The sequence below is a fragment of the Metallumcola ferriviriculae genome, from assembly GCF_035573695.1.
GTDB lineage: Bacteria > Bacillota > JADQBR01 > JADQBR01 > JADQBR01 > Metallumcola > Metallumcola ferriviriculae.
In genome coordinates this window covers 757,161-769,557 of sequence record NZ_CP121694.1, presented here as the reverse complement: position 1 = coordinate 769,557, position 12,397 = coordinate 757,161, and the positions used below count along the sequence as shown (strand labels likewise).

The following is a 12,397-nucleotide window of genomic DNA, read 5'->3' as shown; positions in this document are numbered from 1 at the left end:
GAACCAAACTATTCTGTCCCCAGAATGCACTTGTTCCAAGTGAACCAAATTTTTTCATGCCTTGGGAACGTAAAGCCACTGTGGCCCGTATAGCGGAATTCGCTCTTTTTTCACAAGGCCACTCCAACCACCGATACCTGCCATAATTGCTGAAATTTCGTTGCCATCCATCCGGCGGAGATTGGCTCGATCTTTCCCAAAGCATTCACACCATATCTCCATATTGGAGACGGATTCACGCTTCCATACACCCATGCGTCTACTTTCACCGAATTCTGTACCGTTAATAAAAGCCCGGCGTTCATATAAGTCCATGCTGTCCCAGTCCTCCGGCAGGAGCATGTCCAAGTAGTCCCGGACCAGCCCTTCTCGCTCATCAGACTCCATCGCTTCCCGCTGCTCATCCTTAGCAAGCTTTTCAAGACTAACATCCAGGTAGAGCTTTTCATTGGTTTTGACATAAGTAAGCGACTCTGCCCATATCTGCAGGACTTCTTCTTGGGTAAGCTGCCAAGATTGTTTATTGCTGCTTCCCGGGGTTTTTACCGGCCAAAAGCGGCGATTACCTGTCGAGTCTCTTAAGTAGCCTTTTTCCGCATTGGTGGTGCCGAAAAAGACGCACTGCCTGAGGTGAGGGGTTGCCCTGCGCCCGAAGCTGGCGCGATAGATGTCGTTCTGGCGTGATAGGAAACTGCGAAGGGTTTCCACCTCAGCCTTTTTAAGTCCGGCGAGCTCTCCGATCTCCAGTAGCCAATACCCCTGCAGCTTCTCAGCGGCGGTTTTGTCTTTTGTGTCTGAAAGGCTGAGTGAATCGGAAAACCATTCGCCGCCAAGCTTAGCAATAAGTGTGCTTTTACCTCCACCCTGCGGGCCATTAAGCACCAACATGGAGTCAAACTTGATTCCCGGGGTTAACACCCGGGTAATAGCAGCACAAAGCGTTTTTCTGGTTACCGAGCGTACATAGGGGTTATCAGCTGCACCCAGATAATCGATCAAGAGGGTGTCCACACGGGGAACTCTGTCCCATTCTGGTAATGCTTCAATGAACTCCCTGATGGGATGGTATGAGCGATCATCGGCGACCTTCGCTACCGCTACATCGTAGTTTCTTGCAGAGAAAGTTCCGTAGAGCGTGTCAATATAGCTGATTAACTGTGCATCATCCGCATCACGCCAAAACTTAGATGGGTGAGGCCAAGGCACGTCTCCTTTAATTTCAAGGCTGTCGGATAGCTGATTATATACAATGCTTTTCAGGTCCGAAGCGTTTTCTAAAATTAAGATCAGGTTTCGAAGTGAGTTTTTAACGGTACCGGTCTTATCGAGTTCCAGTTGGTTTTCCCAATCTTCATCAACAAACTCACTTTCTGCCTGTGCTTTTCTTTCTTCAGCAAATTGCTCCTTCACCCGCTCATCTTTCAAAGCAAAATCGGTCATGGCTTTGAAGGAAGGCAGCTTGCTTGGCGCAGTATTGATGGATACCTTTTCATCGAGATCTTGAAATTTGTGCACTCGAACCAAGTCGAATGCATTGAGCAGGGTGCCACTTGCAGGATCTGTCGCATGGTGGCTGTATGCGAATTTTCCATCGTAAACCACCAGCCCGGCTGATGAGTCCGCTGGGATATAGTCAAAGCGACCGTTCATTGCACTTGGCTCGTAAACATCTGGTAAGAACGTGTCAATAGCTTCTTCCGTAGTATAGGCTCTGCAAAATGCACCGATGACGCCTTCTTTGGCGAGCGGATCCGCCTGCTTGGTGATCTTGCGCTGAACCACTTCTGACTGCCTAGAGGATACCGGCCACATCGAGGTATCCCGCCAATCTTCGTAATAGGAAAGGTATACATCAGGGTCAAGTAGAGGCCCCTCTTTTTCTTCAAAAACAAACTCTCCGTCTGAAGGTGTTGATGGCCAATACATCAAACGGGATGGTTCATAGGTGGTATCGTCAAAGAAATCAATGCCTATTTCCTTCGCTACCATTCGTCCAAGAGCCGGGTATTCATCTTCACTGACCTCGCGAGCCAGTGGTATAAGTAACCTTAGTCGAGGGAACTTGGGGGTGTTTTTGTGGGTAGAATAGATACAACATTTAAAATCGTGCAGTGTCTCTATCTGATCCCAGACTCCAGGTTTTGCATAATCCATATCAAGGGTAAGTAGAGAACGGCAAAGCACATAACCATTTCGGCGTTTGCCTTCACGCAGGGCACCGCCTACAAAGCCGCCCACGTCTTTGATAGCATCCTGTTGAGCGCGACTCATCTTGCGAAACTCGGATACCGTTTCGGTTGTCCGGATGGTTGTCCTAACGCGGGCAGTGAAGTCCTCCCAGGTGATGTCTTTGTTCTTCCATTTCTTATCCATACGGCTGTTGCCAACCGCTATTTTCATATTTCCTGCACCTCCTCGCATTTTTCGGTGAAGTATCTGATGGGAATGCCCCTCTTTTTCGCTTTACTGATCTCCCTAGCCATGCCGCCCGACACCCTGCCACCGAAGACCCATACCTCATCGCATTTACAGAGCAGGATGAGAGCGAATAATAGTCCAAGTTCGCGCTGTTCGCGATCCTCATCGTCCATAAACTGCGGGTAATGAAGGTGCGGCGCAAGGGGTATGTACTCCTTGTTGACTGCATACCTGCAATAGCCACGCGCACGGTTGATGTTGTGTTCAATGTTACCCGCAAAAGGGGAGCAGACATAAACGAGCCGACGGAATTGCTTCTTTTCCTCTAGTGCCACATTAGCCAAAGCTTCTGCTGCTGTGGGATCTGGATAACCTTCTGCATTGTACTTGTCCATAACTACTCCACCTCATCATCAGAGTCTTGTTCAATCAGTGGTAGCATGCCATGGTCCTTTAGAAGCTCATAAATGAACAATCGCCCTTTTTGAGTCCAGTAGGTGTGTACTTTAGAATGCATCGTTCCATCATTTCCGGGGTACGTATGGGTTTTCGTAGTCGTATATCCATGACGGGCATATTTTTGATACAGAAGCCAAATCTTACCCTGTCTAAATTGAACGCCAAGATTATGCAGGTATTCATTGAACCAGCGACCGGATTTTCCATAGTCCTTGGCAATGGTAGTGATGGATACCGCATCCTTGCAATTAAGCACCACGTCGTAGTAGCTTGCTTTGGGCTTCATCTCTGCAATCTGCTGTTCTTGAATACCTATGGCAGTCGTAAGTTCAGCGTTCTTTGTTCTTGCCGCCTTTAACTCCTGTAATGCCTTAATTAGAAAATCTGGATTGGCAAGCAACTCGTCTGTTGCGTAGAGCCCATGCTTTCGAATAGTAGGGAGAACCTCGTGGGTTACCCAACGCTTAAAATTTTTGGCCTCCGGTTTTCGAGAAACCAATATGACACTATAAAGACCGCTTTCATTGATAATAGATACTTCTTGTCTTCCACCAGGGGTGTCGATAATATCGACTCCCTTTTCATCACTGTCCAGGCGGGCCATAACATCGCGGTTGTTTCCAATGTCCAGTACACTGCAAACATCTTTGAGCACCCACCAAGGGCTTCCGTTTTTCACTACAGTTCTAACTGCGCTGCCTTCGTAACTAAAAACCTTTAAATCTTTCATATCAAAGCCTCCAGCATATAGTTGTAGGGCGACAAAACCTTGCCCTCACCTATAAGCCAAAAAAGAGGAGGTATCGAACCCCCTCCATTTAATCTTTCTGATAAAAGTTACACTCAAAGCCATCAGCACGTAGCATAAGCCCTTTAGCCCAAGGCGGGATCTGACTCATAATAGCGCAAATTTTCTCGACGGATTCCTCCTTGGGCGCTTCCAAAACCACCTCATCGTGGACATGCATGACAATCCGATAACCTGCTTTGTTTAGGTTTCTCATGGCATAACAAAGAAGATCTCTTGAGATGGCTTGCACGATATTCTCAACAAATTTCGGACCGTAACTATCAATGCGCTCCCATTTTTTTGTTGCTCCTACACCTTCGTATGTCACCGCTTCACTGCCAAAGCTATTAAGGCCCATTCTTGGTTTTACATAGGATAGTTGTCTCCGGGACGGAAGCCATATTAAAAGCATTCCACTGCGGTATTCAAAGCGGATGCGATGCGTTTGAGTTTTGATTCGCTCTTTAACAGTATTTTTCACTGATCTATCGACATCCCACCATAGCCTTACAATATTGGGATTTGCATTTCGCCATGCGTTAACCAAAGGTTTTAGTTCTTCTTCAGCAAGTCCCATCTCCAAGCCGCCCATAGCCTTTAGAGCTCCTACGGATCCGCCATATCCAAGAGCCAATTCTGCAATTTTACCTTTTTGTCTTAAGGGGCTTCCTTTTGTCACTTCCTCCAGGGGGACTCTAAACATCTGAGAAGCGGATGCTTCGTATATTTTCCCATGAGTAGCGAAGACTTTATTTCTCCACGTTTCGCCTGCAAGCCAAGCAATTACTCTAGCTTCAATGGCACTAAAATCAGCAACGATGAATTTGTGGCCCTCTTTTGGAACAAAGGCAGTACGGATTAATTCAGATAAGACATTGGGAATAGACTCGTATAAAAGTTCCAATGCCTCAAAGTACCCACACCTCACTAATTTTCGTGCCTCTTCCAAATCCGGCAAATGGTTCTGTGGGAGGTTTTGAACTTGAATAAGCCTTCCTGCAAATCTGCCGGTTCGATTGGCACCGTAAAACTGTATCAGTCCACGCGCTCTTCCATCAGAACACACTGCATTTTCCATTGTGGTGTATTTCTTTACGCTGGACTTAGCAAGTAACTGACGTAGCTCCAATACTTCACTTAGATGGGCTGGAGCTTTCTTTAATAACGCTTTGACGGATGCTTTATCAAGACTATCCGTTTCCAGACCATTTTCGGATAGCCAAGTTTTCATCTGGGCCACTGAATTAGGGTTTTCTAGTTTTGTAAGCTCTCTCAGGCGTCCCATCAATTCTTCTCTGACTTTGTCGTCGCATCGGATGGCTTGATGCACCAACTTAAGATCCAACTGAATGCCTCGATCGTTGATTTGCTGGTCAAGGATATAGTTTTCCCACTCATCCTCCTGCATAGGGAACTTCTGAAGCTTTGCCTGTATAGAGAGCTCAACTTCAACATCTCGATGGTTATATGCTTTAAATCGATCCCACTTATCCGGATTATGTCCTGGCAAATTGCGTGTGCGGCCACCATTGGTCTTTGTCGACTTACAGGGCTGACAGAAATAGCGGATGAGTTCTTTCCCTTCGGTCAGTTTTTTCTTATCCGCTCCTGTTACGATCGCTGCTCCCTTAAGGGAAAGGGGAAGCCCAAGATACGCAGACCACACCATCGTACAGCGCCATGAATCAGGCTCTAGCCACATACCAAAATAACGGGATAAACAGATGCGTTCAAACTGCGCATTGAAAGCCCATTTTGTTACCTTGTCATCCAAAATTGCATCCAGTACCTGCTGTGGAATTTCTTCACCACATGCCAGATCAACCACATGCACCGGTCCACCATCCACACTGTAGCCCAAAAGCAAAATATCAAAATTCGGTGCTTCAGCGTAACGATAGACCCCGCTTTTGGCGAGGTCTACGCTACTATATGTTTCTATATCTATACTGAGGGTTTTCATGCTAAGAAATCATCATCCACGTCGGTGACAAAATCTTCAGCTGCATTTGTTCTGCCACCTAGAGGCTCACCGTCGCGGATCTTTTGAATGTTTCCAAGGCCGCAGGCGATTCCTTTATTGCCATTTGTGTTAAAAGCGTAGAAGTTGATACTTACTCTTGCGTACACCCCTGAGTAGATTTCCGAACGCTCGAAAATTGGGTTGATGTCTTTGTCTACGACTTGCGGTGGTGTATTGCTATTTGCATTGACGAAATAACTATTCGCATAGGCTTCATCATCAGGACGGTCTATGTCCCCATCTCGTTGAGGAAGCTTTAAAGCTGCCTTATTAGGAATCTTGCCGCCAAATTTACCTTTACCTTCTTCAATTGCTGCATTTACTGCTTCATTAATGGCACCGAGTGTTTTCGTATCACTCTTAGGAATAATCAGGCTCACGCTATATTTTTCAGCGCCACCATTGATTGATTTTGGTTCCCAAACATTTGCATAAGAGAGTCTTACAACTCCAGTGATTACTTTCGTAGGATTTGTTCTTTTTGCTTTATTTGACATAATTATTCCTCCATAAAATCATTTTTTGCTGTCCCAGTTGTTATTTCAGGACGCTTGTCTGAGACAGGTACAAGCGTTGGTTTCCCTGGCGGCTTCTTGATCAGACCACCTAAGATTTCTTTAAATTTGGTTTTTCCCATCAATTTTTCCATTTGGGTAATCGTGATGAGGCTTTGCCTGTAGATATCGTTATATCCTGTGTTCTTTGCTGCTTCTGCTACTGCTTTTTCATCTGTGTACTTGCGATTGGATCGACCTGTCACTACCTTAAATCCAGGCCACTCTTTTCCATGATTCACTGCTGCATCTGTTGCATAAGCCATGATTTCATTTGCCCAGCTGGTAAGATCACCAACCGATGATAAAATCTCTGCAATTTCTTCATCTGAAAGTAGTGGCGGCAGTGCAAACTCAAATGTTGCTAATTTCATCTTGGCTTCCGCCCTTGCTCTACACTTCACTGCCGCCCGGCAAAATTGACACCATTCACCAGCACAGTAATTGCCATCACCTGCAAAGGCTAGTTCAGCTTTGGGCTTCAACTCTTCCTCAGCCCATTGATATAGGCTTTCTTTTGAAACTGTATATGTGCTAACATTTTCCCGTCTTGGTTGATAGATTGTCATTGATACTGTGTCGGTGTCATAGATCCCATCAAAGATTTCCAGTGCACCAAGTGCATAGAGCTTCATTTGCGGATTATCTTCTGCACTTACTAAAACGCCCTGTCCATACTTAAAATCAATAATGTGAAGGCTTCCATCAGCGATAATCACGCAGTCACCGGTTCCAAACCCATCAGGCACATATTTCGAGAAGTTCAGCCGCTGTTCTATCAAAACGAGTGGATCATTGCAGGTTTGCTTTGCCTGTTCAATAATCTCAAGCACAAATTCCACATAACCATCAGTGTAATTGTCCATTTCATCGGAGTCATAAGGTGAGACAGGCTTTTTTGACTGCATCTTAAGTGCCTTTCGAAGCTTGTGTTCACTTAATTCGTGGGCGGCTGTTCCTTCGGCTGCAGCTTCACCGCTTTTATCATCAAATTCAAGCTCAAGCCTGGCCGATGGTGTGCAATTCAACCAGCGATGGGAACCTGACGCGGAAAGAATAGCATGAGTGCTCATTTTAATCCCCCCGCATCAGAGAGCAGGGAAGCGTACTTTGATGGATCAATCTTGCTGAGTTTGGATGCACCATACTTTTGAAGTAGTTCTCTCACTTCAGCAGTGAATCCATCATGGCTTTTTTCAGCAAGTACAGCTCTTACCTCTTCCAAAGTAATCTGCTTGTTGATTGGCTCATTTACCGGCTCATGTTGTTGTTTTTCCGTTTCATCATTATTAGTGATTGCATCAGCAACTGCCTGAACACTGTCTGCGAGTGACCTCAGGCCAGAGACTACATCAAGAAAAAGCTTAGTTTTGCTCATGGCTCACACCTCCTTCCTTTAATTCCTTGATTTCTACCGTCTCGACTGAGTCACCAGGTGTAATCACAAGCAAGTTTAGATTTTTGCCGAGTAACCAATCGAGCATTTTACTTCGGACGGTTTTCTTGCTGCTTTCAATTACAGGTTTTCTGTCGCCACCGGGCTTTGTCACATTGATAGTGACTTTGTGTTTTAGGCTCATTGTCCGTCTCCTTTCCGGGGGGCGATTTATTTGCCCCTCACCAATAAGCGAAAAAGAAGGTTCTTTCGAACCCCCTTTTCAGGAAAGATATTGAGGTAGGGTTCTTTCGAACCCCATTCTCATGAAAGTACTTTTCTTAATTTTTCGTGCATCTTCTTCAATCGTTTACGAATAGCTGTCTCTGTAACTCCTTCTTCTGTAGCGATATCCACATTGGTTCGGTTTTCGATATAGACCTTCTTAAAGAGCTCCTTTTGTTGGGGAAGGAGGCAATCCATAGCCTTGGTTAACTTGTCCAGCATATCCAGATGCTCGGCTTCTTTTTCAGCTTCAATAAGTAGCTTTTCTGGATTAGTGCTATTGTCTGCAAGATATTTATTGCGGTCATTTGCAGATTCATCTTCACCATCATGGTATGCATCCAGATGAGTAGTCACTCGATAGTCATAACGTCTCTGTTCATCTACTTCGTTATCATCCATGCTGTGCAGTAATTCAATAAATGAATTCGAAGCTTCTCCAGGGCTAATGGTAATTTTAGTTCCATCTGCTGGATAGTAAATATACTCCGTTCTCTTATTTGGGCTTGTTTTGTACTTTTTTTGCATATTATTGGCTCCTTTGGTTTTCAAATTTTGGTTTTGAAAATCCGCAGAAGCCTAAAATCCGTAGAACAAAAATAACGGCCAGGGATAGTCCTCTAATGTGAGAACTAATCCTGGCCGTCATACAGCTCTGCGGATTATCTATTCAATTATTTGCTATGCTGCTTGAACATGGCTTTCTACATGAAAAGTAGAATTATTCGGTCTTAAAACTATTGTCACAACATCATCTCGTTCAATTTTCAACCTTCCTCCTATTGGTATTTGAGTGCTTGTCTTACATCTTTTATATGCAATTTCGATAAAACCTGTAGTCGCATTGCCCTTACATGCTAAACGCCCTTTGCAATCCCTAATATCTTCCATTAATGCTCCTCCTTTGACTAATTAGATGCTTGTCTTCTTTCTATCTAAATTTTATATGTTTAATCCCTTCAAATCCTCAGCTAAGACTCGGCTAGGACTCCGCTAAGACTCACTTTTAATTAAAATATTCTTGCACAAATTAACTCAGCTAATATAAAGCATAAATAAGCGTTTTTAAATATTTGATTGTAATTCGCTAATATAAAAGCTATAATTATAGAGATGAGTTTTATTACCATGCGGTAATGCTTGGAGGCGATAATAATGGCTTTTAGTTATAACAAACTTTGGAAATTGTTAATTGATAGAAAAATGATGAAAAAAGACTTAATGGCTAAAACAAACTTAACATCAACAACAATGGCTAAAATGAGCAAGGATTTGCCTGTAAGCATGGATGTGTTAGGTAGAATTTGTAAAGCACTTGATGTAAACATAGGAGACATTGTAGATTACGTAGATGACGAAAAATCTACCAATAAATAAGTGATTGAAAGGGGCTGCAATCTATGAAAAAATTATGTTTTGGTAGTTTCACAACAATACTAAAACTTTGCAAAGTGAAGAGTGTTACCCAAAAGTGGCTGTGTGGTACATTGCTTCTTTCTATTGCGCCTACTTATGATATTCGTCACGACGATGGGACTGTTTCAGATTTGTTGAAAGGGAAGAAAAACCTATCTCCTCATGTCACTGAACTTGCTTTAACAGCAGACAAGAAAGAACTGTCAGAATACTTTGAAAGAAGTGTATTGCCTTTATTAGATGGTAATAAAAGAAGCCTGATAGTTTTAGCATTGAAAGATATAATTGATTCTGATGATACAATCGAAAATGATACTGTTATTGAAATTGTGAACGATATGACAAAGGAAGATATCGCTAACCGTAATGCTTTTGTCTTAGGAGATTTTTTAGCAGGGATATTTCTTTATACAGTCCTTAATGTCAATAATAGAAACTGCGAAGATAGTATAAAAGAAATAACCCATGAGTACATAGAAAGCTTTGAAGATCAAAAAATCAATGTAATCTTTCAGGGTAGCTACAGCAATTTTTCTACTGAAACGGCCCATGAAATTGCTATGGATGCACGCACTTTGGTTCTACTATCGGAAACCGGAGGTAAATGTCAGCGTTGTAGTAAAGTTTTAGGCATAAAAAAAGAAGGCAACGATGTCAACTACGCTAAAATCATTAACCTTTCCGAAAATGAAGATATTGTTTTGTGTGTTGAATGTGAGCGTGAAATCCAAAATGCTTCTGATGGAGAGAAACAAGCCCTACTGTCTGCAAAACATGATTTGGAAACATTTATAACTGCAAGAGAAGCAACTTCACGTTATAAGATTGAAAAACAGATCGAGCATGTTCTACGAGAAGTTGATTTAATGGATGTCACAGTCGATACGCAACTTAAAATAAAGCCTGTAAAAGTAGAAAATAAAATTGCTGAAAAGCGCTTAAGAGAGCGCGTACTTTACGATGTCAACAGATTGTACCAGGGGGTTAACGACTCCTTAGATCGCTTAGCTGGAGAGAATAAATTGAATACCAATAAATTTGCAAAAAGCATAAAAAGAATGTATGAAGATGCGAATGAAACAAACATATCACAAAGCGATCTATACCACCTACTGGTACAAACACTATTTGAAAAAACAGGACGAAAATACAGAGAAGCTTGTGAGATAATTATCTCCTACTTCGTGCAAAGGTGTGAGGTGTTCGATGAGATTACCTAATAAAGTAACCACATATACAAACAGCATCATTGCCCTCTTCCCTAATATCCTAGAAGCACTGGAAGAAAGCGATATGATACCAAAAGAACTATTTGAACAAGTATCTTTAGGTAAAGGAACTATGGGGGATTTTTTAAGCGCCTTAGATTGCTTGTTTGCATTAGGCCAAATTGAAATTATTGAGGAAGGGAGGGTACTACACTATGTTAAAACAGATTCACTGTGATAAATTTGCTCCAGGGCATCAAACAATAGATTTTAGTTCCGGCCTTAATACAGTTTTAGGTAATGATGGCGGAAGCAATGCTATCGGCAAATCAACATTTCTTTGGATTATTGACTATGTCTTCGGTGGTGACAGTTACTACTCTCTCTCAGATGATATAAAATCAGAGATTGGGCCACATACTATTTTTTTCGTTTTCGAGTTTGAAGGTAAACCGCATTATTTTTATCGAAACACTGAAGATCCAAAGAATGTATATCGAAGCGACAAAGACTACCATTTAATTGAAAAATTATCATTAGAAGAATATAGAGCCTTACTGTACCAGGAATATAGCATTGGACTACCCATGCTCAAGTTCGGAGAAATTACTGAGCGATTTTTTCGTATTTATGGACGAAAAAACACACTAGAAAAATATCCATTATTAATTAAACCTAGAGAGCAAGATGAAAAAGCTGTTGATTTCCTGATGAAGTTTTTCGGGCATAGTGAAATACTAACCTCAATCAAAACTATGGAAGAAGAGCTGGGCGTAAAAGCATTACAGTATAAATCGAAGCAGCGCCAGCAGGTCGATATAGAAAAAATCGAAATGAACAAAAAAGCAATAGAGTCACTTAAGGTAAGACTGCAAAAACTCATGAAAAGTAATGAAGATGCGCAATTAGCAATGTTTGGATTTGATACTCAATCTTTTGAAAGAATTACTAAGATTCAAAAGGAGCTTAATCATTTCAATCGAAAGAGAAATAGACTTCAATCTGAAGTTAACGCTATTAAAACTAATATTTCAGATAGTAAATCAGAAATCTCTGATGAGTTTCATTCTCTAACACATTTTTTCCCAGATGCAAATTTAAAGGCCTTCGAAGAAATTGAGCAATTTCATGTAAAAATCAGGAAAATATTAAATGATGAAATGCATCAAGAGATCATCCAGATACAACCTCTTATTTATCAGTATGACAAGGAAATTGAAGTGCTAAATGCAAAAATTGAAGATTCTGGTTTGGCTAAAGAAATGTCTGAGAGGGTCTTATCTCAATGCGTTAATGTTTCAAAAAGTATTGATAAATTGGAAGAAGAGACGGCTGAATTAATCCATCAAAAAGAACTACAGGAAGCTAGAGCCCAAGCTGAGAATAAAATGGAGAACTTATTATCAATGCAAACAGAAAAATTAGAAGAAATACAGGAAGCAGTCAACTATAAAATGAAGATAATCAATGGAATAGTAACCGAACAACACGAAACTGCTCCTAAACTACAAATTACTCCCAAAAAAGAAATATTCTTTGAAACACCGGGAAACACCAGTGAAGGTACAGCGTTTAAGAGCCTTGTGGTGTACGATTTAAGCATATTGGAACTATGCCCACTACCTACCCTGATTCATGATTCCAACATTATTAAACGCATTGAGGACATACATTTAGAACATATATTGGAACGCTACCAATCAAGTAGACGACAAATATTTATTGCTTTTGATAAAGCTGATTCAACTACTGAGAAAGCACATGAAATTTTAGAAGATACTACAATTCTACGCTTATCAGATGGCAATGAATTATTTGGACGTTCATGGAGCAAGTACAAATCAAGTAATTAAACACAGGAGGCTAAAA

14 protein-coding genes are annotated in these 12,397 nt (G+C 41.9%); 4 read left to right on the top strand and 10 right to left on the bottom strand.

Annotated elements, in window-relative coordinates; all coding sequences use genetic code 11:
- Positions 1-54 precede the first annotated feature (54 nt).
- The 10 genes from MFMK1_RS03885 to MFMK1_RS03840 form a co-directional block, all read right to left on the bottom strand.
- Entirely contained in the window at positions 55-2,400 is a 2,346-nt protein-coding gene (locus MFMK1_RS03885; protein ID WP_366923854.1) for a virulence-associated E family protein, read from the bottom strand.
- Positions 2,397-2,813, bottom strand: a complete 417-nt coding sequence (locus tag MFMK1_RS03880; RefSeq protein WP_366923853.1) for a DUF7768 domain-containing protein — start codon at positions 2,811-2,813, stop codon at positions 2,397-2,399. Before MFMK1_RS03880 ends, MFMK1_RS03885 begins: the two co-directional genes overlap by 4 nt.
- A gap of 2 nt (positions 2,814-2,815) precedes the next feature.
- Positions 2,816-3,607: a phage antirepressor gene (locus tag MFMK1_RS03875; RefSeq protein WP_366923852.1), complete on the bottom strand. Its 792-nt coding sequence runs from the start codon at positions 3,605-3,607 to the stop codon at positions 2,816-2,818.
- Between the two features lie 88 nt (positions 3,608-3,695).
- Positions 3,696-5,630: a DNA polymerase gene (locus tag MFMK1_RS03870; RefSeq protein WP_366923851.1), complete on the bottom strand. Its 1,935-nt coding sequence runs from the start codon at positions 5,628-5,630 to the stop codon at positions 3,696-3,698.
- A complete protein-coding gene (locus MFMK1_RS03865; protein WP_366923850.1) occupies positions 5,627-6,187 on the bottom strand; it encodes a DUF2815 family protein in 561 nt (186 codons plus the stop codon). Before MFMK1_RS03865 ends, MFMK1_RS03870 begins: the two co-directional genes overlap by 4 nt.
- 2 nt (positions 6,188-6,189) lie before the next feature.
- Complete coding sequence (locus tag MFMK1_RS03860; RefSeq protein ID WP_366923849.1) at positions 6,190-7,317, bottom strand: DUF2800 domain-containing protein; 1,128 nt, start codon at positions 7,315-7,317, stop codon at positions 6,190-6,192.
- Positions 7,314-7,622, bottom strand: coding sequence for an rRNA biogenesis protein rrp5 (locus MFMK1_RS03855; protein ID WP_366923848.1), 309 nt, complete (start codon positions 7,620-7,622; stop codon positions 7,314-7,316). The genes MFMK1_RS03860 and MFMK1_RS03855 overlap by 4 nt, the downstream gene beginning before the upstream one ends.
- Complete coding sequence (locus MFMK1_RS03850) at positions 7,609-7,824, bottom strand: hypothetical protein (protein ID WP_366923847.1); 216 nt, start codon at positions 7,822-7,824, stop codon at positions 7,609-7,611. Before MFMK1_RS03850 ends, MFMK1_RS03855 begins: the two co-directional genes overlap by 14 nt.
- A gap of 119 nt (positions 7,825-7,943) precedes the next feature.
- On the bottom strand, positions 7,944-8,432 hold the full coding sequence (locus tag MFMK1_RS03845) for an RNA polymerase sigma factor (RefSeq protein ID WP_366923846.1): 489 nt from the start codon (positions 8,430-8,432) through the stop codon (positions 7,944-7,946).
- A 153-nt stretch (positions 8,433-8,585) separates the two neighbouring features.
- Positions 8,586-8,795, bottom strand: coding sequence for a hypothetical protein (locus tag MFMK1_RS03840; RefSeq protein WP_366923845.1), 210 nt, complete (start codon positions 8,793-8,795; stop codon positions 8,586-8,588).
- A 264-nt stretch (positions 8,796-9,059) separates the two neighbouring features.
- Between MFMK1_RS03840 and MFMK1_RS03835 the strand changes: the two genes are divergently transcribed.
- From MFMK1_RS03835 to MFMK1_RS03820, 4 genes are read left to right on the top strand one after another with little or no spacing between them, the layout of a single operon-like run.
- Complete coding sequence (locus tag MFMK1_RS03835; protein WP_366923844.1) at positions 9,060-9,281, top strand: helix-turn-helix domain-containing protein; 222 nt, start codon at positions 9,060-9,062, stop codon at positions 9,279-9,281.
- Between the two features lie 23 nt (positions 9,282-9,304).
- On the top strand, positions 9,305-10,540 hold the full coding sequence (locus MFMK1_RS03830) for an ABC-three component system protein (RefSeq protein ID WP_366923843.1): 1,236 nt from the start codon (positions 9,305-9,307) through the stop codon (positions 10,538-10,540).
- Positions 10,527-10,766 (top strand): ABC-three component system middle component 7, encoded by a 240-nt coding sequence (locus tag MFMK1_RS03825; RefSeq protein ID WP_366923842.1) that lies wholly within the window; start codon positions 10,527-10,529, stop codon positions 10,764-10,766. Before MFMK1_RS03830 ends, MFMK1_RS03825 begins: the two co-directional genes overlap by 14 nt.
- Positions 10,744-12,381 (top strand): DUF2326 domain-containing protein, encoded by a 1,638-nt coding sequence (locus MFMK1_RS03820; protein ID WP_366923841.1) that lies wholly within the window; start codon positions 10,744-10,746, stop codon positions 12,379-12,381. The genes MFMK1_RS03825 and MFMK1_RS03820 overlap by 23 nt, the downstream gene beginning before the upstream one ends.
- Positions 12,382-12,397: the final 16 nt, after the last annotated feature.